The sequence below is a fragment of the Bradyrhizobium elkanii WSM2783 genome, assembly GCF_000472865.1.
Lineage (GTDB): Bacteria > Pseudomonadota > Alphaproteobacteria > Rhizobiales > Xanthobacteraceae > Bradyrhizobium > Bradyrhizobium elkanii_A.
Map to the genome: position 1 here is coordinate 100,211 of NZ_AXAP01000017.1, position 22,107 is coordinate 122,317.

The window sequence follows — 22,107 nt, forward strand, 5'->3', positions numbered from 1 at the left end:
ACGAGGTCGCGAATGCCCGAGCGCTATATTAAGTCCGAGCCCTATGCCTGGCCTTACAATGGCGATCTGCGCCCGGAAAACACCGCGCTCATCATCATCGACATGCAGACCGACTTCTGCGGCGTCGGCGGCTATGTCGACAAGATGGGCTACGACCTGTCGCTGACGCGGGCGCCGATCGAACCGATCAAGCGCCTGCTCGCGGTGATGCGGAGCCAGGGCTATCACATCATCCACACCCGCGAGGGCCACCGCCCCGATCTCGCCGACCTTCCCGCCAACAAGCGCTGGCGCTCGCGCCAGATCGGCGCCGGCATCGGCGATCCCGGTCCCTGCGGCCGCATCCTGGTGCGCGGCGAGCCCGGCTGGGAGATCATCCCCGATCTCAGCCCCCTGCCCAGTGAGCCGATCATCGACAAGCCCGGCAAGGGCTCGTTCTGCGCGACCGACCTGGAGCTGATGCTGCGCCTGCGCGGCATCGAGAACATCGTGCTGACCGGCATCACCACCGACGTGTGCGTCCACACCACGATGCGCGAGGCCAACGACCGCGGCTTCGAATGCGTGCTGATCGAGGATTGCTGCGGCGCGACCGACAAGGGCAATCACGACCATGCACTGAAGATGATCAAGATGCAGGGCGGCGTGTTTGGCGCGGTGGCGAAATCCGCCGACCTGATCGGAGCGATCTCGTGATCATCGGCGAGGCACCCCCGCCAAGTGGCGCTTTCGGCGTCGACGCCGTCGCCATGACGATGCGGTTCGGCGATTTCCTGGCGCTCGACAATGTCGAATTGAAGGTGCGTCCCGGCTCCTTCCATGCGCTGCTCGGCGAGAACGGTGCCGGCAAGAGCACGCTGGTGAAGTGCATCATGGGCTATTACCACGCCACCCAGGGCGACATCCTGATCGGCGGGCGTGAGCAGAAGATCGGCAACCCGAAGGACGCGCACGCGTTCGGGCTCGGCATGGTCTACCAGCATTTCACGCTAGTGCCGGCGATGACGGTCGCGGAGAACCTGGTGCTGGCGCGCGACGACGTCCCGGCCGTGGTGGACTGGAGCAGAGAGAAGAAGGAGCTCGAAGCGTTCCTGGCACGGATGCCATTCAAGGTGCCGCTCAACGCCAAGGTCTCCGACATCTCGGCCGGCGAGCGGCAGAAGTGCGAGATCCTCAAGCAGCTTTACCTGAAGCGGCGCTTCCTGATCCTGGACGAACCGACCTCGGTGCTGACGCCGGGCGAGGCCGACGAGGTCTTGGGCATGTTGCGCGCGATGGTCGTGGCCGGGGAATTGACCATCCTGATGATCACGCACAAGTTCCGCGAGGTGATGGCCTTTGCCGACGAGGTGACCATCCTGCGCCGCGGGAAGCTCGCCGGCCAGGGCCGCGTCGCCGAACTCACGCCGGATGACATGGCGCGCACGATGATCGGCGCCGAGCAATTGACCGTGCAGCCAGCCCGCGTCGGCGAAATCGGCGAGGCGCGGCTCGAGCTCGACAGGCTCACCGCGCTCGACGATGCCGGCGCGGCCGCTGTCCGCAACGTCTCGCTCACGGTCCGTGGCGGCGAGATCGTGGGCATCGCCGGCGTCTCCGGCAACGGCCAGCGCCAGCTCGTCGAAGTCCTCGCCGGCCAGCGCGACGCCGAGAGCGGCGAAATCCGCATCCGCGGCGAGCGCTATTCGGCGACGCGCGAGGAGATGCGCCGGCACAAGATGTCGCTCTTGCCGGAAGAGCCGCTCAAGAACGCCTGTGTCGGTGGCATGAGCGTGGCCGACAACATCGCCCTCCGCGAATTCGACCGCGCGCCGTTCGCCAAGGGCGGCTGGTGGCTGAGCGGCGCGGCGTTTCGCAGGAACGCCGAACGCAAGATCGGCCTCTACAAGATCAAGACCCGCACGCCGGACACGCCGATTGCCGCGCTCTCGGGCGGCAACGTGCAGCGCGCGGTGCTGGCGCGCGAGCTCGGCGGCGAGGTCGAGGTGCTGATCGCGGCCAATCCCTGCTTCGGGCTCGATTTCGCCGCGGTGGCGCAGATCCATGCCGAGATCATGGCCGCCCGCAACCGCGGTGCGGCGGTGCTTCTGGTCAGCGAAGACCTTGACGAGCTGCTCGAACTTTCCGACCGTCTGGTCGTGATGTTCCACGGTGAGTTCGTCCACGAGGCCCGCGCCAGCGAAGCCGATCTCACCGAGATCGGGCGGCACATGGCAGGACATTGATGACGGATATTTCTGCGCTCACCCAGGACGAGGCTGACCTGCATTTCCTCCGGCGGTCCTTCGAGGTCGCCCGCCGCTCCGTCACCCACGGCAACCATCCGTTCGGCTCGGTGCTGGTCGATCGCGACCGCACCGTGCTGATGGAGATGGAGAACGGCTATATGCCATCCCGTGACGGCACCGCGCATGCAGAGCGCCTGCTCTCGACCAAGGCCTGCACGAGCTCGCCGCCTGAGGTCCTCAAGCACGCCACGCTCTATTCGTCCGCGGAGCCCTGCGCGATGTGCTCCGGCGCGATCTACTGGGCCGGCATCGGCCGCCTGGTCTATGCGTTAAGCGAACATCGCCTGCGCGAGATCACCGGCAACCATCCGGAGAACCCGACGCTCGACCTGCCCTGCCGTGAAGTGTTCCGCACCGGGCAGCGACCGACCGACGTCGTGGGGCCGCTGATCGAGGATGAGGCTGCCGAGCTCCACGCCGGCCTCTGGCAGAAATAGCGCGAAGAACTGCCACCTCTGACCTGGGCTGCGTCCCATCAACGCGCGTCTGAGAAAAAAATGGCGCCGCGGGTTCATCGCGGCGCCCAGTTCACCTGGAGAACGGGTCAGGTTGGTTAGAACTTCACGGTGATACCGCCATAGACCGTCGACTCGGTGCAGCTATTGGTGCTGACCGTCACGCCGGCTGCGTTAGTGAGGGTGCAGACGCCGGGAGCAGCGTTGTGGTCGAGGCCGAACTTGTTCTGCCAGTAGCGGTAGGCAACCCAGAGGTCGACGAAGTGAGTGTACTTCGGTCCCCATACCGCCTTGCTGGCGTCGAAGGTCAGCCGGATCGGCTCGCTGTTGAACTCAACGGCGGTGCCGGTGCTGAACGGACCTGTGCCGAAGCCAACCAGCGGATTGTTCTGGTCACCCTTCTTGCCGTACCAGGCAGCGCGGCCGCTGATCGACCAGAACTGCATGTTCTCCGGCAGGAAGCCGAGGTCCATATAGTAGTTGGTTTCGACCGCCCAGGTCGGATTGAAGCTGGTGTTGCCGTCCGGAAGACAGGTGGCGCCGGGGGCCGGATACGGAATGCCGGGACCGAACAATCCGCACTGGTTGAAGGCGTTGTGGTTGGAAAACTCCCAGGACGCCAACGGCGACACGTTGAAATAGCCCTTATAAGGCAGCGCGAATTCGAACTGCAGACCGGCGACGACCTGTCGCTTGGCCGGGGCGAGGAAGTTGTTCTCGCTGTTGGCGTCCATACCGACTTCGAAGGAGACGTTGGTGAGCGGTCCGACGTTGAAGGCCTTGGTGTTGAAGATCTGGTTGAAGCCGAAGGTCGAGCGGAACAGACCGTAGATTTCGGTGGCGCCGGCGCAATTGCCGGGCGCGCCAGTGATCAGCACGCCGGCATTGGAGCACGGCGAGGCCGGATCGTTTTGACCCGACTTGAACATCGAGATCGTGAAGAAGTTGGTGCCGTAGGTCCAGATGTCGAAATGGGTGAACGAATAGACCTGCTTGGCGGTCGTGCCATTGATTGAGCCGTCCGGCCGAATCGAGAATACACCGGGATCGGTGCCCTTGGGCATCCAGGAGAAGGTTACGCGGTTATCGACCAGCAGAAAGAACGGCAATTCAGGCGCGGGCTTCGGCGCTTTGACTGCCAAGTCGGCCGCACTGGCGAAGCCGGCGGGCGCAAGGGTGGCCAGTGACAGTGCCGCGGCTACCAGAGTTCGGCGAAGACTGAACATATTTGTATGTACCCCCAAAGTTGACGTGCGAAAGTTCGAGGCCCTTCGCAACGACCCTTGCGCCGTTCCCCCGAAGTGAGAAGCCTCAAGTTTTTCCACTGCGTGCTGCAAGTTTCGGCACGTAACGACTGCAACGTCAGTGTTTTAAGGAGTGGCCAGCGGCGAGGCGAAAACCCACAAGCAACCTCCGCGCGTGGCGCGCATTTTCCGCTTTTGCCTATTTCTATTGGTTTTCTGCGACGTTTGAGCGCAGCGTCTTGCGACGCTGCACGATCACCACGCGTCATCGTACGCAGTCGAAACTTCGCTGCTCAACTTTTTGTCAGCACTGCTTGGACGGACTCGAATTGTCTCGACCGTCGTAAATATGCAACAGGCGATGGAATGCAGTCGTTGCGAAGCCGAAGTGGCTCGCATCGTTCTCAGTGTCGTCCCCGCGAAACGCGGGGCCCATAACCACAGGGAGGTGTTGTGGCAAGAGCAAGCAGTTGTAGCGGAGCACACAACAAGGCCTGTGGTTATGTGTCCCGGGACGATGGGGATAGATCTGATTCAAATTTCAAACAGCGGCCGCGTAGGATGGGTAGAGCGAACCGAAACCCGTCGCGATGGAGCAAGCGGCACCAATGATGGGTTTCGCTTCGCTCTACCCATCCTGCGTCGGATTCAAACGGCGGATGTGAGTCCGCATTCTCGCGGCGCGTTACGCCCGAGCTTTGCGTCTTGTTCCACCCTCCTCGAGATCAGAGGGCGCAGGGAAAGCCGGGTGCTGGTTGCACCCGTGGGTCCCGTGCAACAAAAAGCACGGGGGTAGGACCACAGGTTCAACCGAAGCATTCCGGCCTTCCCTGCGCAGTGGTTTTAACGGTTTCCTTCGCGCTCTCCCCGGTGACCGGGCTTTTTTGCCACCGTCACCCGCGGCAGCTCTTGCTGCTCGCGAGCTTAGCGCCAGCGTCGGGGCGCCAGGACCACACGACTTCGCCGTCCACGGATAGCTGCGTTCGTCTGTCGCAGCACCCGCGTCCACCGCATCTCACCGCAACGTTCGTGACGATCGCGAGCCGCCCCTCTCTCGGGTGAGACGCGCGGAGTTAAATCACTGATTTGCCCGACGGCGAAAGCGGAATGTTTTTCGCGCGAGGGCTGGACGGGGCAAATCACATTGATTGGCTTAAGGAAAATCGCACGAATGATATGACGCCGTCATGCCTGGCAAAAGCGCGAAGCGTGTCTTCGCAGATGTCCCGGGCATCCACGTCCTTTGCCTCCGTGCACGGGAGAGACGTGGATGGCCGGGCCAAGCCCGGCCATGACGGAGGAGAGGATTGCGCGAATGCGTCCCCCTGTCATTCCGGGGCGTCCGAAGGACGAGCTTCGCGCGCCCCGGAATGACGGAGAGAGCCGGCTGCGATCTCAACCCGCCTGCATCGCGTGGGCGGCGGCGGTGTGGCGGCGGATCAGGTCGGTGACATCGAGACCGGGGATGGCGCCGTCGATCACAGCCCAGTTGCCACCGACCATCACGCGGTCGGCGCGGTGTGCGCCGCACAGCACCAGCGCGGCGAGCGGGTCGCCATGGCCGGAGAAGCGGAGTTCGTCGAGCTTGAACAGAGCGAGATCGGCGGCCTTGCCGACGGCGATCTCACCAAGCTCAGGACGGCCGACGCAGGCGGCGGAGCCTTTGGTGGCCCAGCGCAGCGCGTCCTTGTGGCTGACGCGATCGACACCATAGCGCGCCCGCTGCACCAGGAAGGCCGCGCGCACCTCCTGCATCAGATTGGAGCCGTCGTTGGAAGCCGAGCCGTCGACGCCAAGGCCAATTCCGACGCCGGCCTCCTCCATCTCGCAGACCGGGCAGCAGCCTGACGCCAGCACCTGATTGCTGCAGGCGCAATGGCTGATGCTGGTCCCCGCCTTGCTCAGTCGCTTCATTTCGCCGGCGTTGAAGTGGATGCCGTGTGCGAGCCAGGTGCGCCTATTGAGCCAGCCGCATTGCTCGAGATAATCGAGCGGCCGGCAGCGATGCATCTGTTCACAGAACCGGTTCTCGTCCTCGGTCTCGGCGAGATGAGTGTGCAGGCGCACATCGAGCTTGTCGGCGAGCTCTGCGGTCTTCTGCATTAGCGAGGTCGTCACCGAGAACGGCGAGCATGGCGCGAGCGCGATCTGCACCATCGCATCCTCGCCGCGTTCGTGATGCTTTGCGACCACGCGCGCGCTGTCGGCCAGAATAATATCCTCATCCTGCACGACGCTATCGGGCGGCAGGCCGCCGTCGCGCACCGACAGATTCATCGAGCCGCGCGTCAGCAGCACGCGCAAGCCGAGCCGTTTTGCGACGGCCACCTCGATATCGACGGCTTCCTCGAGCCCGGCGGGAAACACATAGTGGTGATCGGTCGTCGTGGTGCAGCCCGACAGCAGCAGTTCCGACATTGCAACGGTAACACCGAGCTGAAGCGATTCCGGCGTCAGCTTCGCCCACACCGGATAAAGCGCCTTGAGCCAGGGGAACAGCTCGCGATCGAGTGCGGCCGGAAGTGCCCTCGTGAGCGTCTGGTAGAAGTGATGATGAGTATTGATCAATCCCGGCAGGACAACGTGTTCGCCTGCGTCGAACACCAGCGGCGAAATGGCGGTCGGCTCCTTGCCGCGGCCGACCAATTCGACGATCTTGCCACCCTGAACCACGACGCCGCGTTCGGCGCCTTCGGCTAAGATGGATAGCGGATCCTTGATCCAGGTCGGCTGCGTTTGGTCCATGATCCCACCATCTATCGAGAAGCACCGGCATTTGGCTTCAATGCAAGGACCGTCCCAATTGTGGCCAACGATTGGCGCCGGTCTTGCAACGCTTCTTAAGTGAGCAAGACTCTTAAGCTAGGATGCATCCTGTTGAAAGCGTCGGCGTATCGATGGACTTGAACACGATTACGGAAGTCGCCCATCCGAAATCCCGGGCGCAACTGCCTGTTTGGACAGCAGGCGATGCTTGGCTGGCGGGCGGCACGTGGCTGTTCTCGGAGCCGCAGGCGCACTTAAGGCGGCTGATCGATCTCACCGACCTGAAATGGCCGGCGCTGACGATCGGCAACAGCGACTTCACCATCGCCGCCACCTGCACGGTGGCGCAACTCGACGGCTTTGCCTGCCCGCCGGACTGGATCGCCGCACCGCTGATCAACCAGTGCTGCCGTTCGTTCCTCGCCTCCTTCAAGATCTGGAAGACCGCAACCGTCGGCGGCAATATCTGCATGTCGCTGCCGGCGGGCCCGATGATCTCGCTGACGTCGGCGCTCGACGGCATCGCCACGATCTGGCAGGCCGATGGCGGCGAGCGGAAGACTCCCGTCATGGAGTTCGTCACCGGCAATCAGCAGAACCTGCTGCGGCCCGGCGACCTGCTGCGGCAGATCGATATTCCGCTCGCGGCGCTGCGGCGACGGTCGGCGTTTCGCCAGATCTCACTGACGCCGGTCGGCCGCTCGGCGGCGCTCCTGATCGGAAGCATCGACAGCGAGGATGGCTTTGCGCTGACCGTGACCGCCTCGACGATACGGCCGATCAGGCTTTCCTTTGTCACCATCCCGGAGCAGGAGGAATTGCGCGAGACGATCCTGCAGCGCATCCCGGACAATCTGTATCACACCGACATCCACGGCAAACCGATCTGGCGCAAGCACATGACGCTGCGGCTCGCGGAAGAGATCCGCGCTGAACTCAGGGCGCAGCCATGACCTTCGACATCAACGGCAAGACATTCTCGGAAACGCCGCGGGTCGGACAATGCCTGCGCACCTTCCTGCGCGACCTCGGGCATTTCGGCGTCAAGAAAGGCTGCGACGCCGGCGATTGCGGCGCCTGCACCGTGCTGCTCGACGGCGAGCCGGTGCATAGCTGCCTGATCCCCGCGTTCCGTGCCGAAGGGCATGCGGTCACCACCATCGAGGGATTTGCGCCTGACGGCGGCACCCATCCGCTGCAGCAGGCCTTCCTCGACGCGCAGGGATTCCAGTGCGGTTTCTGCACCGCCGGCATGATCCTGACCTGCGCGTCGCTGAACCAGGCGCAGCGGCAGGACCTCGGCGCCTCGCTCAAAGGCAATATCTGCCGCTGCACGGGCTATCGCTCGATCGAGGACGCGCTCGACGGCAAGACAAACATAGAGGACGCGGACGCCGGCACGGCTTTCGGCCGTAGCCTTCCGGCGCCGGCCGGACCGCTCGTGGTGCGCGGAGCGGCGCGCTATACGTTCGATACCAAGTTGGAAGGCCTGCTGCACGTCAAGCTGCTGCGCTCGCCGCATCCGCACGCGAAGATCGTCAGGATCGACGCAAGCGCGGCGCTCGCGGTGCCGGGCGTGCACGCCGTGCTCACCCATGAGGATGCGCCAAAGCTTCTGTTCTCGACCGCGCGGCATGAGAAGGACTGGATGGACCCCGAGGACACCCGCGTCCTCGACGACGTCGTCCGCTTCATCGGCCAGAAGGTCGCCGCCGTCGTGGCGGAGACCGAGGCCGCGGCGGAAGAAGGCTGCCGCTGCCTCAAGGTCGACTACGAGCTGCTGCCCGCGGTGTTCGATCCAGCGCAGGCGATTGCGCCGGGGGCTCCGGTCCTCCATGGCGACAAGACAGTCGAACATCGCATCACCAACCCCACGCGCAACCTCGTCGCGGAGACGCATGGCGAATATGGCGACGTTGCGAAGGGCCTCGCCGAGGCCGCCGTCACCTATGAGGGGACGTTCACGACCCAGCGCGTCCAGCATGCCGCGCTGGAGACCCATGGCGGGCTCGCCTGGATCGACACTGAGGGCATCCTCAATGTCCGCTCCAGCACGCAGGTGCCGTTCCTGACACGGCGCGGGCTGTCGCAGATCTTCGCTCTGCCGCCCGATAAGATCAGGGTGTTCTGCGAACGCGTCGGCGGCGGCTTCGGCGGCAAGCAGGAGATGTTCGTCGAGGACATCCTTGCGCTCGCCGCGCTCAAGACCGGACGCCCGGTCAAGCTGGAATTCACCCGCGAGGAGCAGTTCATCGGCACTTCGACGCGGCATCCGATGCGCGTCACGGTCAGGGCCGGCGCCGACAAGGACGGCAAGCTGACCGCGCTGCAGCTCGATGTGCTCTCCAACACCGGCGCCTACGGTAACCATGCAGGGCCGGTGCTGTTCCATGCGGTCGCCGAATGCATCAGCGTCTACAACTGCCCGAACAAGAAGGTCGACGCCGCCGTCGCCTACACCAACACGCTGCCGGCCGGCGCCTTCCGCGGCTACGGCCTGCCGCAAAGCCTGTTCGCCGTGGAAGCGGCGATCGACGAACTGGCAAAACAGCTCGGCATCAACCCGTTCGACTTCCGCCGCCGCAATGTCGTCAAGCCCGGCGATCCCATGCTGTCGCCGCCGCCGTCCGAATATCATGACGTGCTCTATGGCTCGTATGGCCTCGATCAGTGCCTCGACCTGGTCGAGCGCGCGATGGCCGCGGACACGCCGCGATATGGATTGTCGGCGGAGTGGCTGGTCGGCGACGGCATGGCGCTGACGATGATCGACACCGTCCCACCGGCCGGGCACCTCTCCGATTCCAAAATCGCGCTACGCGAGGATGGTGGCTTCGAGCTGACGGTCGGCACCGCCGAGTTCGGTAACGGCACCAGCACGGTGCATCGCCAGATCGCGGCCAGCGCGCTGGCGACGACGGTCGATCGCATCGTCCTGAAGCAATCCGACACCGCGCATGGCGGCCACGACACCGGCGCCTATGGCAGCGCCGGCATCTTCGTCGCCGGGCGCGCGACGCAGCATGCAGCCGAAAATCTCGCGGCCGCGATCAAGGCGTTCGCGGCCGAGATGACTGAAGGCGACGCTGGCTCATGCCTGCTGGACAATGAAACGGTTGTCTGCGGCAAGCGGCGCCTATCCTTTGCCGACCTCGCAAAAGCCGCGAAAGCGCGTGGCAGCATGCTGGAAGCCAGCGGCAGCGCGCATGGCACGCCGCGCTCGGTCGCCTTCAACGTGCAGGGCTTTCGCGTCGCCGTGAACAAGGGCACCGGCGAAGTCAGGATCTTGAAGAGCGTGCAGGCGGCCGACGCCGGCCGCGTCGCCAACCCGATGCAATGCCGCGGCCAGATCGAAGGCGGCGTCGCGCAAGCGCTGGGCGCCACACTTTACGAAGAGCTCGTGATCGACGACGGCGGACGGGTGATCAATCCGAGGTTCCGCGACTATCATTTGCCCTCTTATGCCGACGTGCCGCGCACGGAAGTATTCTTTGCGGAGACGTCGGATGCGGTTGGGCCGATGGGCGCCAAGTCGATGAGCGAGAGTCCATACAACCCCGTCGCCGCCGCACTCGGCAACGCCATCGCCAACGCCACCGGCATCCGCTTCACCAGCGCGCCCTTCAAGCCGGACCGTTTGTTTCCGGCGCTGCATGAGAAGTATGGCGCCGCGTAGGGTGGGCACGCTTACGCCGACGCTCGTGGACGGGTCGCGGCAAGTGAGTCGCTTTGCCCACCCTACGGGAGAGAACCCCTACCCCCGCCCTACCGTGCACTCGATCTGGCCGTGCGGCTCGTCGGTCGGCAGGAACACCTGGTTGTTGTTGTCGAGCCCGAACGCGGAGAGATTCATCGGGATGAAATGCATGTTCGGGCAGGCCATGCTGATCTCGGAAATCTCCGGCACCGTGGCGAGCGCCGCCTCGCCCATCCGGTAGAGGCTGTCCTGCACGCTCCAGCTATAGGTGGTCGAGAACACCTCCAGCAGCGTGTCGAGGATCTTCGCGTTCGTCGCCGGATAGCTCGCGGGCTTGCCCGACCATTTCCATGAGGCGACCATGCTGGTCGCGCAGATGCGGTCGTGGGTCTCGGCAAGCGTGGTGTAGGGATCCTTGAGGTAGTTCTCCCAGCCCGACTGGGTCGACTTCATGAAGGCGAAGCCGTCGACGCCTGAGGCGAGCGCCGTCGGTCCGCCGCGCGTTGCGGTGAGTTCGACGGTCGGTTTGCCGTTGCCGTCGAGCACGAAACTGTGCGGATGCGGCTTGCCACCGAAGCTCAGCCTGTTCCACCTGGTCTCGTGCGAGGTGATGGATACCGACGACACCTGCGGATAGGTGTCGAAATATTTCTGCGCCAGGACCTGGCAGAATTCTTCCGCCGAGAGCCCGGTGTTCTCGCGGGCGACGACGTTGACGACGTTCTTGATGGTGTCGGTCGACACTGTGTTGGAATTGTCCGCGTGCGTATAGGTGCGGGCGAAATCGCCCTCGAGCATCGCCTTGATGCTGAGCTGGCTGACCTCGTGCCTGCCGCCATCGCGATGAATGCGCATCACGCGCACGCGGCCCTTGCCGTAGCGGTTGTTGATCAGCGGCACGTGAAAGCCTCCACCGGTAAGTTTGCAGGCGCGATCGCCCTGTCAGATCGATAATGAGCAACGTTTGTGCCAGCGGGCAAGCTGCAGGCACGGCAAAGTGAGTTGGTGTGACCTGCCACCCCTGCCACAATCTTCGCCATTGTTGCTGCGGCTTTCAGCAGCGGCGTCGGGTATCCGTCGTCACGCACACAGGTCCTCATCCTGAGGAGACCGCAAAGTGGTCGTCTCGAAGGATGGCCGCGGGTACAGCGGAGGCGTCATGGTTCGAGACGCGCTGCGCGCTCCTCACCATGAGGGGCGACGTCAACTGCCGCGATACGTCGCATAGCTCCAGGGCGTGACCAGGAGCGGCACGTGGAGATGGCCTTCGGGCTCGCTCACGGCAAAGCGCAGCGGGATGCGGTCGAGGAAGGGCGGATCGGAGAGCGGCACTTGGCGGCCGGCGAAATAGTCGGCGACGCTGAACAGGAGCTCGTATTTCCCAATCGGTATGGGACGGCCGCCGATCAGCGGCTGATCGGTGCGGCCGTCGGCGTTGGTCACCGCGCGCGTCACCACGCGGCTTGGGCCGAGATCGGACAGCTCGATCAATTCGACCGCGATGCCGGCTGCGGGCTTGCCGCTGTGGGTATCGAGCACATGCGTGGACAGGCGGCCATGTACGGCGAGCCGATCCTCGGCCGTCACGAGCTGATCGAGCCGCAGCGCGGCGATGCGGCAGATCTCCTCGATCGATCGCTGCATCTCGGCCGGCACGTCGTTCGGCAGCCGCCGCTCGAAATCGCGCAGGATCGAATCCTTGGTGTGGCGGCGGACCGAGACGATATAGGGAAAACCGAATTTCGTGCGATAGGCGTTGTTGACGCGCTCGAACGCGTCATATTCGGCATCCGACAACCGGTCGAGGCCGGCGCTGTTCTGCTCTGCATCGGATTCGGCGGTGAGGCCCGCGGCGCGCTGGGTCTTGTCGGCGAGATCGGGATGCGCCTTGATCAGCGCGAGCCGTAGCTCAGCCGGTGCGCGCTCCACCGCGGCCTTCATCGCCGTGAACAACACGTTGATGCCGGCGAACGGCCGCAGCAACGCCACTTCTTCGGCGATCCACGGCGAATGCTCGAAGATGTTGGCAAGCGCTGCGACAAATTCGTCGCGGCTCTTGTTGTTGAGATCGGCGATTGTGATCGACATCCGCCTATCCGATGCTGAAGGCATGTTCGGCGAACTGCTTGTGATGGGCGTACCAATGCTCAGCGATCTGCAGCCGGGTCGGCACCCAGACGCGGTCGTGCTTTCCGATGTAGTCGAGGAAGCGCATCAAGGCCGCGGCGCGGCCGGGGCGGCCGACCAGGCGGCAATGCAGGCCGATTGACATCATCTTCGGCGACGTCTCACCTTCGGCATAGAGCACATCAAAACTGTCCTTCAGATAGGTGAAGAACTGATCGCCGCTGCCAAAGCCCTGCGGGTTGACGAAGCGCATGTCGTTGGCATCGAGGGTGTACGGGATCACCAGATGCGGCTCCAAGCCCGCCGCCTTGATCCAGTAAGGGAGATCGTCGGCATAGGAATCGCAGAGGTAAGCGAGGCCGCCCGCCTCCATCAAGAGCCGGAGCGTATTGATCGAGGACCGCCCGGTGTACCAGCCGAGCGGCCGCGCGCCCGTCGCCTCGGTGTGCACGCGGATCGCTTCCGCGATCTCGGCGCGCTCCTCGCTCTCCGACATGTCCTTGTGCTCGACCCACCTGAGGCTGTGGCTCGCGATGTCCCAGCCCGCCTCCTTCATCGCGGCAACGATCTCGGGATTGCGCTTCAGCGCCATCGCAACGCCGAACACGGTGGTCGGCAATTTGCGCTCGCCGAACATGCGCCAGAGCCGCCAGAACCCGGCGCGCGAGCCGTATTCGAACATCGATTCGATATTGGCATGACGCTGGCCAGGCCAGGGCTGCGCGCCGAGCACATCCGACAAGAACGCTTCCGAGGCGCTGTCGCCATGCAGGATGTTGTTCTCGCCACCCTCTTCGAAATTCACCACGAACTGCACGGCGATGCGGGCATTGCCCGGCCATTTCGGATCGGGCGGGTTGCGGCCATAGCCGCGAAGATCGCGCGGATATGCTTCGGTCACTAAACTTCCTCGAAACGAATCTTCTGCGCGCCCTTCCAGAGCACGGTCTTGCCGAAGGTGACGAGGTTCTCGAGCCCCGACGTCAGCGTGATGAAATGATTGCCGGCGAGCTGACCCATCTTGCTTGCGAAATGCACGCCGCCATAGGCGAGCAGGATCTCGGTTTCGCTGATGCCGCCGGGATAGAGGATGATCTGGCCGGGCGCCGGATAGCTGGTGTGGTTCTCATAGGAGACGCCAAAGTCGAGATCGCCGAGCGGCATCCAGACCCCCTCGCCGCTCCAGCGGACATGGATCGCCTGGCTCTCGAACGGCATCGCCTTGCGAAACGCTGCAACCGTCTTCGGCGCCAGCGCCTCCTCAAAGCGCGCGTCGAATTTGAAGTCACCGGCATGGACAATCAGTTTGCTCATTGATCTCTTCTCTTGGATCTCTGCTGTTGTGTAGCTGGGAACCGCCTCTTGCTACCGCATTGCAGCGCGGCATCGGAAGCAAGGACCATTCCAGAGGCAGCGTTGGCCTAGTTTCTCCGATCGTACGACCAGCCGAACAGGCCGCTGCGCTGCGTCTCAGGCTCGGGCGGCGGCGCCTCCTTGGCCTCGGCCTGCGGCGGCGGTGCAGGCGGCGCCGGCAGGTTCTCGCATTTCAAGGAGTAGACCAGTTCGCCTTTCGCAGTGCGGCCGATCGGAGCGCAATCGTCCGCCCGGGCGACCGCGCCTTTTGTCGCACCTTTGGTCTCCTTCGGCGCCAGCTGGGTCTGCGCCCAGGCTGGCCAGGCGACCAGCAGCAGCACTGGTAAAAACTTCTTCATCGACCTCACTCGTTGGGAATCATTTGCCTAATTGAACCGGACCGGCACCGGCAGTCCCATGATAGCGCGAACCGCCTGTAATACCTGCTGAATATTTAGCCGTGACCAAGAAATTTGCTCGCCGCTTCGTGATGGGCGCAACCGTACTAACCGTCAGCGCACATCGCTATCTCCCTCTTTAGCGCTGAGGTGCGAGCCGCACAGGCCTCGCAGACGAAGCGTAATAAAGCCGGGAGAACCACATGAAGACATTCCTCACCATCTTTGGGTCAGTTTTGATTATTGCGTCATCCGTCCAGTTCGCTGCGGCAGCGCAGCAGCGGCATCACTACAAGAAGTCGGACCGCGTCGTGGTGCGCCAGCAGCCGTGTCCCTGCAATTCCTATGCAGCCTGGTCTGCTCCGTCCCCTGAGATGTACGACTACCCGCCGAGCGTCTTCACTGGCGGCTGGTCGGCACCCGCCGGCCGCTGAGCCGATCGAGGCTGAACGCAACAAAGGCCGGCCGCGGACATCGCGGTCGGCCTTTTCGTGTAACATGACCTCGCAACCTTCAGACGGGAGAGAATGATGACGACAGCGACATTGCGCGGTCATGTGGCGCTCGTGACCGGAGGTTCGCGCGGCATCGGTGCCGCGATCGTGCGCGCGCTGGCCGACCAGGGCGCGGCTGCGCGATCAATTATCGCGAGCGCGCGGGCGACGCGGATGCGCTGGCGAAAGAGATCACGGCCGCGGGAGGAAAGGCGATCGCGATCGGCGCGGACGTCTCACAGGCCGCAGCGGTTGCGGAGCTCGTGCAGCGCGCCAGGGCCGAGCTCGGCCCGATCGACATCCTCGTCAACAATGCCGGCATCGCAATCACGCGCGGGGTCGACGATCTCACCGAAGCCGATTTCGATTCCACCATCGCGGTGAACCTGAAATCGGTGTTCCTGTGCACGCAGGCGGTGCTGCCGGCGATGCGCGCCAAGCAATGGGGCCGCATCGTCAACATCTCCTCGGGAGCGGCACGCGGCGCCGGCGCGATCGGGCCGCACTACAATGCGTCGAAGGCCGGCGTCGAGGGATTGACGCGCGGCTATGCCGCACGCCTCGTCAAGGAAGGCATCACCGTTAACGCGGTCGCGCCCTCGCTGATCGAGACCGACATGATGAAGGGCCAGCCAAATCTGGTCGCCCGGATTCCGCTCGGCCGTTTCGGCACCGCCGACGAAGTCGCGCAGGCCGTGATGATGCTGATCGGCAACGCCTACATGACCGGCCAGACCGTGGCGATGAGCGGCGGCATGGCGTTCAACTAGGTCGTAGACCCATGAGCGGCAGCCAACCAGGTACTGCGACGGCGAGATCGAGATCGTAGCGAAGTCCCCTTAGCCTCTACCTGGTACGCGCCTCTTTTGCGTTTTGAATTTCCTCGTTTGTAGGCTTGAGCATCGCTTTGAGCCGTTCTTCGAGCGATCGCGGCGAAATTCCGAGCGCGGCAAATCCTGGCCGGCTGCCCGAAGCCGTCGTGTCGATCTGCATAAGCTCAACCTGATTGCGCGTGAGCGGCGGGTGCGGCAGGATTTCAGCGAGGCCGGCGACGCCATGCCAGAAACCAAAGGGTATCCGCACCAGCGCCGGTCGCAATCCTGCGGCGCGCGCAATGGTCCGCAAGAGCTCCTCGTACGAGTAAATGCGCGGACCGGCCAGTTCGTAGATAGGATACGGTCTTTGTGGTTGCCGCAGGACTTGTGCGATCGCCGCAGCGACGTCGTCCACGTGCACCGGCTGAAGCCTCGTCCTGCCGTCGCCGAATAGCGGATAAGCCGGCAACGTCCGAAGCAGCCCAAGAATTGTGGTGAGAAAGGTGTCGTCCGGTGCGAACATGACCGCCGGGCGGATAACAACTGCGCCAGGGAATGCGGCTTGCACGGCCGCCTCACCCTCACCGCGACTACGAATATAGGGCGAGCGCGAGGCGGCGTCAGCGCCTATTCCTGATAGGTGCACAAACCGTTTGGTTCCGGCCCGCCGTGCCGCATTAGCGATCCTGGCAGCCGCTTCGACGTGCACCGAATGATATGTGTCGCCTCCATGCTCGAGGTACAGGCTGATCGCGTTGATGACGCCGTCGGCACCCGCAATTGCGGCCTCTATGGAACGCTCGTCATGTGCATCGGCGACGATCTGCTCCACGTTGTCACCTTCAGTCCGCGCAGGATGCCGTGAGGCTATGCGCACTGTAACGGTGGAGTCGCTCAAATGGCGCACGACGCGACGACCAACAAAGCCCGTCCCCCCGAACACGGTCACGCGGTTCATGGCCTGGCCCATCCCACGATCCTGTGCGACGCTCTTCATTGACCCGCCGAGCGCCGCGCGCACCACCTCAGCGGCCTGCGCCGGCGAACTGCCTTTGTTGAGATGATGTGAGATCACCTCAATCAATATTTGCGCTGCAGGGCCGACCGCTTGCCACTCGATCCTGGCTTCATCGATCAGCGGCTGCGCTTCATTATAGAGCGCTTGTGCCTGTTCGATGATCGGATGTGCCTTGTTGAAAAGATCGATCAGCGCCCTGGTCGCTGGCAATGACTGTTCAATTTGCTCAAGCTGCGCATCGCTGAGACCGGAAGCGTGACCAATGACCTCAATGAGCAAGTGTTTCAGCATTGCGCACTCTCCTTCTGGCGGCCGCGCTCGCCACCCAAAGTTCCCATGAAGCCGCCGAGTTCTACAAATCGGCCGCAACAATTCTGAAGGGTCTATGAATGCACCGTTCAGTGAACATTGCAAAAACGGAGCTGATAATCCGCAGGAGCATTTTGCTACGACGGACGAGGCACCAAATGAAGCGGCTTCTGATGATCGGACTTGCCTGCTGTGCCTTTGGGCTCGCGCCAACGACGGGGTCGGCTATGCCCGCGGCAACGCCTTATACGCTGGGCGGCGCCGATGGGGCAGTGATTCAGGTCAGAGGCGGCCATGGACATGGGCATGGGCATGGGCATGGGTGGGGCCATCACGGCGGTCGCGGCCACCACTACGGTTGGTATCGGGGCCGCCACCATGGCTGGCGGCATCATCGCCATTGGTGGTGATTTTGACCCGAAGGCCAAAAAGGGGCTGCAGTCGTTGGTGGCCCGCTTTTCCGCTCAATGTCGCAATCAAGGAGGTTCGCAGTTCGGTCGCATCGCTGATAGAACCAGTTGGGAGCCGATGAGCGAACCTTGGTTGCGTGGGAGGAAGGTCATGACGACTTCCATGTTGAAATTTAGGTCAAAGTTCGCCGCATGCGCTGCCGTGCTGGCTTGCGCGATGGTCCTGTCGGTCGCGGCATATGCCAGAGGCGGTGGTGGCCACGGCGGCGGCGGTGGCTTTCACGGCGGTGGTGGCTTTCACGGCGGCGGCTTCCATGGGGGAGGCTTTCGTGGTGGCGGCTTCCACACCGGCGGAAGGCACTTCGGTGGCGGCCGTGGATTCGCCGCAAGACCTCATTTTGGCCCGCGGGTAGGCCGTTCGTTTGCGCGGCCGAGCTTCCATGGCGGCCGTTCGTTCAGCCAGCGATCATTCGCGCCGCACAACAGAACCGCAGCGGTCGGCGCCTCGGCGCTAAGGGCGAGGCCCGTCAACGTGGCGCGGAACGCCAACGCCGTGCGGCGTTCACTGAACGCGCGCCCGATCAACCGGGCGCTGAACAACACCGGCGCGCTACGCGATCCGCGCACCCGCGCGTTCATCACCGCGAGCGTGGCCACGGCGGCGTGGCATGGTGGCAACTGGTCGTGGTGGCGCCACCGCAATGGCGGTTTTGGGTGGGTCGGCCCCTTGTTCTGGCCGTTCGCTTTCTATGACATTTATGACTACACCTTCTGGGGCTATCCCTATGATGATGCGTTCTGGGGGTATGGCTACCCGGACCTCTATGCCGGCATCTTCGGCCTTTACGGCTACGACGACCTGATGGGCTATGCGGGCTACCTGCCGGGCCATGCCAACCGGCGCGGAGGCAACCTCGACACCTATGCCTATGCGCCGTCGAACGGCCGGACCAATCTCGCGCAAATGTGCGGCGACGATAGCCGCGTGATCGCTGGGCTGCCGATCGAGGCATTCCAGAATGCAATCCAGCCGAACGAGGCACAGCGCGCCGCGCTCGACGAACTCGCCAACGCTTCGGAAAAGGGCGCTGCAGGCCTCAAGGCCTCCTGCCCCACCGACGTTGCGCTCACGGCCCCAAGCCGGCTTGCTGCGATGCAGCAGCGCATCGAGGCGATGATCGTCGCGGTGCAGACGGTGCAAGGGCCGCTCGATAAGTTCTACGGCCTCCTGAACGATGAGCAGAAGGCGCAGATCAACGCACTTTCCATTACGCGCCAGCGTCCGGGCCGGACCGCGGCAAGAGCCAGCCCGGCTGGACCAGCCTGCGATGTGACGCAACCGACGCTGAGCGAGTGGCCGACCGCCACAATCGAGCAATCGGTCAGGCCGACCGACCAGCAGCGCCAATATCTTGACGCGCTTCAGGGCGCCGCTGCCCAGGCCGCGGACACGCTGAAGGCATCGTGTCAGATCCGGCCGGAGGACGCGCTGACGCCGCCGGCACGCCTCATAGCCGTCGGCCAGCGGCTCGACACGATGCTGCAAGCGGTGAAGACCGTGCGCAAGGCGATGGATGACTTCTATGGATCGCTGACCGACGAGCAGAAAGCGGCCTTCGACGCGATTGGTCCGCAGCAGACTGGCGGGCGCCGACACGTCCGCGGGCGGGCGTCGGCGGACGACGCGCGGTGGGGTCGCCTAGGATAAGTCTCCGCGCCTCGCGGACGTAGCCTTCGTCCGCGTCACGCCGAGGGTTTATGGGTACGCGACCCAGCGAGACGGATGCGATAGCTCAGCGATCGGCTCGCACCGGGCGCGATCTGCATCAGGCCGGGCTTGCCTGTGAACTCACCGTCAAAATCCACCGGGCTGGCATAGCCGTGCCACGGCTCGATGCACAGGAACGGCACGCCGCCGGGCTTTGACCAGATGCCGAGTTCGCGGAAGCCGTCCCACGCAACTTCGATCGACGGCCCACGATCGGCGGCATAGCGCACCGAAGTGCTCGCGAGGCGGTCGAGGATCACAGCGTCATCGTCGAACAGCCCCTCGGAGAGTGCGAGCGTTCCGCCTTTGACCGGGGATGGCTGCGCGTCCGGCCGCATCAGACCGCCCTCGAGCCGGCGGATCGGCGCGGGCTCGTCATCCGGGAAGGTCAGCGTGTAGGCTTGCTTCGCAAGGCCCGGAAGCAGCGGCCAGCCGAACGCGGGGTGTCCGCCGAGCGACGCCGGCAGCGTCTCATCACCGGGGTTGGCGATCTCGAACGTCACCTCCAGATCGGCGCCCCGTGCCGCGTACGTCACCTCCAGGCGGAAGGCGAAGGGATAGCCGGCGCGGGTCGCATCATTGTCCACGAGCACCAGCTTGCAGGACGCGTCCTCGCGCGAGACCCATTCAAACCGCTGATCGCGCGCAAAACCGTGTTGCGTCATCGGGTAGGTCTTTCCCCGGTGGCGCAGCTCGTCGTTCTTCAGCCGCCCGACAATGGGAAACAACAGCGGCGCATGTCGCGGCCATTCCGGCCCGGCCTGCCACAACAGCTCGAGCCCGTCCGCACTCTTCAGCGAACAAAGCTCGGCGCCGGCGGCCTTGATCGTCGCGGTAATCGCGTCGCTGCGGATGATGTGGGTGTCCGTGCTCATGTCTGACCTCGCGGGAAAGCGCGCCAATCCCTGTATATTTTTTGGGCTGACGATGTCGAGACTTTCATCTTGCCGCGACAATCGCGGTTATGTGAGCCTCCCCGGAAAGCCGCTGTTCGGAAGCGAATTTGCGGCTGTTCCGATGCGAGCAGAGCTCGTTCCAAGAAAGTCAGGTCATGTTCAAACGGCTGTTGTTTGCCTTCCTCCTTACCACCGCTAGCGTCGGTACCGCGATGGCGCAGGAATCGCCAAGGATGGGAGGCGTGATCAACACCGTGATCCAGCCCGAGCCGCCCGGCCTGATGCTGGCGATGATCCAGAACGGCCCGACCCAGATGGTGTCAGGCAATATCTTCGAGGGGTTATTGCGCTACAGCCCGAAGCTGGAGCCGCTGCCCGGCCTCGCGGAAAGCTGGACGGTCAGCCCGGACGCCAAGGTCTACACCTTCAAGCTCAAGCCTGATGTGACCTGGCATGACGGCAAGCCGTTCACCTCGGCCGACGTGCTGTTCTCGATCGACATGCTGAAACAGACCCATGCGCGCGCCCGCAACAATCTGTTGCAGGTGGAAAAGGTCGAGGCGCCCGACGACCTCACCGTGGTGTTCACGCTCAAGGAACCGTTCGGACCGTTCCTCGGCATTTTCGAGGTCGGCTCGATGCCGATGATCCCGAAGCATCTCTATGCGGGCACCGACTTCAAGACCAACGCTTACAACAACGCGCCTGTTGGCACCGGTCCCTTCATGTTCAAGGAATGGAAGAAGGGCTCGTTCATTCACCTCGTGAAGAACCCAAACTACCACGACAAGGGCAAGCCCTATCTCGATGAGATCTATTGGCAAATCATTCCCGACGCCGCGGCGCGTTCGGTGGCGTATGAGACCGGAAAGGTCGACGTGTTGCCCGGCGGCTCCGTGGAGAATTTCGACGTGCCGCGCCTGTCGAAGCTCAAGGACACCTGCGTGACCGGCGCCGGCTGGGAGTTCTTCAGCCCGCTCGCCTGGCTGTGGCTCAACAACCGCCAGGGTCCGACCGCGAACAAGAAGGTGCGTCAGGCGATCCTGTATGCGATCGACCGCAACTTCGCCAAGGACGTGATCTGGAACGGGCTCGGCAAGGTCGCAACCGGCCCGTCATCCTCGGCCGTCAAGTTCTACACCGACGACGTGCCGAAATATGACTTCAACCCCGCCAAGGCCAAGGCGCTGCTCAAGGAAGCCGGCTACAATGGCGAGAAGGTCCGCCTGCTGCCGCTTGCCTATGGCGAGACCTGGCAACGCTGGGGCGAAGCCGTGAAGCAGAACCTGCAGGACGTCGGCATGAACATCGAGATGATCGCAACAGACGTGCCCGGCGGCAACCAGAAGATCAGCGATTGGGACTACGACATCGCCTTCACCTATCTCTATCAGTACGGCGATCCGGCGCTCGGCGTCGGCCGCAACTACGTCTCCAGCGCCATCGCCAAAGGCCAGATGTTCAACAATGTCGAGGGGTACTCGAACCCCGAGATCGACAAACTGTTCGCCGAAGGCGCGATCGCAACGCCCGACTCCAAGCGCAAGGAGATCTACGAGAAGGCGCAGAAGATCCTGGTCGAGGACGTGCCGGTTGCCTGGATGCTGGAATTGCAGTTTCCGACCATCACGCGCTGCAAGGTGAAAAACCTCATCACGACAGCGATCGGCGTCAATGACGGCTTCCGCGATGCCTGGATCGAAAAATAACGATCTCGAATGAGATCATGTCAAATTGCGTCCGCGATGGACACTGTGCTCCCTCTCCCGCTTGCGGGGCAAGGCACACTGTCCGATCGTGGGAAAGAGCCAACCCGCAATAGCCTATGGCGACGCCGCTAATGGCCCGAATTTACTTCCGCTTTCGGCGGCACAGCGGACATGGCCGGGCTGGCTGCTATCTCGCGCGAATGGTGGAGTCGAGATGTGGCGCGGTGGCTTTAGGCTGCACATATCCGTTGCCGCCTCTTTCGTCTGGCGGTGCCTTAGTGGTGTAGCCGTGACTCCGTTTCCACATCCCGCTCGTCGAACCGGACAGGCAGATCTCCCGCATCCGGCTCTCGGACAAGA

Annotated in this window: 18 protein-coding genes; 9 read left to right on the forward strand and 9 right to left on the reverse strand. The window is 63.6% G+C overall.

Translation table 11 applies throughout. The features are described 5' to 3' along the window. Positions 1 to 12: 12 nt before the first annotated feature. The 3 genes from biuH to YY7_RS0117480 are packed head-to-tail and all read left to right on the forward strand — an operon-like array spanning position 13 to position 2,725. On the forward strand, positions 13 to 696 hold the full coding sequence (gene biuH, locus YY7_RS0117470) for a biuret amidohydrolase (protein ID WP_028164378.1): 684 nt from the start codon (positions 13 to 15) through the stop codon (positions 694 to 696). Continuing rightward, positions 693 to 2,225: an ABC transporter ATP-binding protein gene (locus YY7_RS0117475; RefSeq protein WP_028164379.1), complete on the forward strand. Its 1,533-nt coding sequence runs from the start codon at positions 693 to 695 to the stop codon at positions 2,223 to 2,225. The genes biuH and YY7_RS0117475 overlap by 4 nt, the downstream gene beginning before the upstream one ends. Continuing rightward, positions 2,225 to 2,725, forward strand: a complete 501-nt coding sequence (locus YY7_RS0117480; protein ID WP_035690373.1) for a nucleoside deaminase — start codon at positions 2,225 to 2,227, stop codon at positions 2,723 to 2,725. Before YY7_RS0117475 ends, YY7_RS0117480 begins: the two co-directional genes overlap by 1 nt. 116 nt (positions 2,726 to 2,841) lie before the next feature. Here the strand turns inward: YY7_RS0117480 and YY7_RS0117485 are convergent, their stop codons facing one another. Both YY7_RS0117485 and YY7_RS0117490 read right to left on the reverse strand, forming a co-directional pair. Further along, on the reverse strand, positions 2,842 to 3,969 hold the full coding sequence (locus tag YY7_RS0117485) for a hypothetical protein (RefSeq protein WP_028164381.1): 1,128 nt from the start codon (positions 3,967 to 3,969) through the stop codon (positions 2,842 to 2,844). A 1,413-nt stretch (positions 3,970 to 5,382) separates the two neighbouring features. Next, entirely contained in the window at positions 5,383 to 6,732 is a 1,350-nt protein-coding gene (locus tag YY7_RS0117490; protein ID WP_028164382.1) for an 8-oxoguanine deaminase, read from the reverse strand. A gap of 152 nt (positions 6,733 to 6,884) precedes the next feature. On the opposite strand from YY7_RS0117490, the gene YY7_RS0117495 reads away from it, so the two are divergent. Both YY7_RS0117495 and YY7_RS0117500 read left to right on the forward strand, forming a co-directional pair. Beyond that, positions 6,885 to 7,706 (forward strand): FAD binding domain-containing protein, encoded by an 822-nt coding sequence (locus YY7_RS0117495; protein WP_028164383.1) that lies wholly within the window; start codon positions 6,885 to 6,887, stop codon positions 7,704 to 7,706. Continuing rightward, positions 7,703 to 10,429, forward strand: a complete 2,727-nt coding sequence (locus YY7_RS0117500; RefSeq protein ID WP_028164384.1) for a molybdopterin-dependent oxidoreductase — start codon at positions 7,703 to 7,705, stop codon at positions 10,427 to 10,429. The genes YY7_RS0117495 and YY7_RS0117500 overlap by 4 nt, the downstream gene beginning before the upstream one ends. 78 nt (positions 10,430 to 10,507) lie before the next feature. Here YY7_RS0117500 and pucL read toward each other — a convergent pair whose 3' ends face one another. From pucL to YY7_RS0117525, 5 genes are all read right to left on the reverse strand, one after another. Continuing rightward, a complete protein-coding gene (gene pucL / locus YY7_RS0117505; RefSeq protein WP_028164385.1) occupies positions 10,508 to 11,350 on the reverse strand; it encodes a factor-independent urate hydroxylase in 843 nt (280 codons plus the stop codon). A 303-nt stretch (positions 11,351 to 11,653) separates the two neighbouring features. Next, on the reverse strand, positions 11,654 to 12,538 hold the full coding sequence (gene uraD / locus YY7_RS0117510; RefSeq protein ID WP_028164386.1) for a 2-oxo-4-hydroxy-4-carboxy-5-ureidoimidazoline decarboxylase: 885 nt from the start codon (positions 12,536 to 12,538) through the stop codon (positions 11,654 to 11,656). 4 nt (positions 12,539 to 12,542) lie between these two features. Further along, on the reverse strand, positions 12,543 to 13,478 hold the full coding sequence (gene puuE / locus YY7_RS0117515) for an allantoinase PuuE (protein WP_028164387.1): 936 nt from the start codon (positions 13,476 to 13,478) through the stop codon (positions 12,543 to 12,545). After that, positions 13,478 to 13,891 carry a DUF3830 family protein gene (locus tag YY7_RS0117520; protein ID WP_027579045.1) on the reverse strand — a complete coding sequence of 138 codons (414 nt, stop codon included), beginning with the start codon at positions 13,889 to 13,891 and terminating at the stop codon, positions 13,478 to 13,480. The genes puuE and YY7_RS0117520 overlap by 1 nt, the downstream gene beginning before the upstream one ends. A 107-nt stretch (positions 13,892 to 13,998) precedes the next feature. Next, positions 13,999 to 14,289 carry a hypothetical protein gene (locus YY7_RS0117525; protein ID WP_028164388.1) on the reverse strand — a complete coding sequence of 97 codons (291 nt, stop codon included), beginning with the start codon at positions 14,287 to 14,289 and terminating at the stop codon, positions 13,999 to 14,001. Between the two features lie 242 nt (positions 14,290 to 14,531). On the opposite strand from YY7_RS0117525, the gene YY7_RS60410 reads away from it, so the two are divergent. Further along, positions 14,532 to 14,762 carry a hypothetical protein gene (locus tag YY7_RS60410; protein WP_155255220.1) on the forward strand — a complete coding sequence of 77 codons (231 nt, stop codon included), beginning with the start codon at positions 14,532 to 14,534 and terminating at the stop codon, positions 14,760 to 14,762. 251 nt (positions 14,763 to 15,013) lie between these two features. Beyond that, positions 15,014 to 15,592, forward strand: a complete 579-nt coding sequence (locus YY7_RS51925) for an SDR family NAD(P)-dependent oxidoreductase (protein WP_245287304.1) — start codon at positions 15,014 to 15,016, stop codon at positions 15,590 to 15,592. A 76-nt stretch (positions 15,593 to 15,668) separates the two neighbouring features. On the opposite strand, the gene YY7_RS51930 is transcribed toward YY7_RS51925, so the two are convergent. Further along, a complete protein-coding gene (locus YY7_RS51930) occupies positions 15,669 to 16,946 on the reverse strand; it encodes a complex I NDUFA9 subunit family protein (protein WP_245287302.1) in 1,278 nt (425 codons plus the stop codon). Between the two features lie 579 nt (positions 16,947 to 17,525). On the opposite strand from YY7_RS51930, the gene YY7_RS51935 reads away from it, so the two are divergent. After that, positions 17,526 to 19,082, forward strand: coding sequence for a Spy/CpxP family protein refolding chaperone (locus tag YY7_RS51935; RefSeq protein WP_245287303.1), 1,557 nt, complete (start codon positions 17,526 to 17,528; stop codon positions 19,080 to 19,082). A 35-nt stretch (positions 19,083 to 19,117) separates the two neighbouring features. Here the strand turns inward: YY7_RS51935 and YY7_RS0117545 are convergent, their stop codons facing one another. Next, positions 19,118 to 20,017, reverse strand: coding sequence for an aldose 1-epimerase family protein (locus YY7_RS0117545; RefSeq protein WP_028164389.1), 900 nt, complete (start codon positions 20,015 to 20,017; stop codon positions 19,118 to 19,120). A 176-nt stretch (positions 20,018 to 20,193) separates the two neighbouring features. Here YY7_RS0117545 and YY7_RS0117550 point away from each other — a divergent pair, with 176 nt between their 5' ends. Beyond that, positions 20,194 to 21,747, forward strand: a complete 1,554-nt coding sequence (locus YY7_RS0117550; protein WP_028164390.1) for an ABC transporter substrate-binding protein — start codon at positions 20,194 to 20,196, stop codon at positions 21,745 to 21,747. Positions 21,748 to 22,107 lie beyond the last annotated feature (360 nt).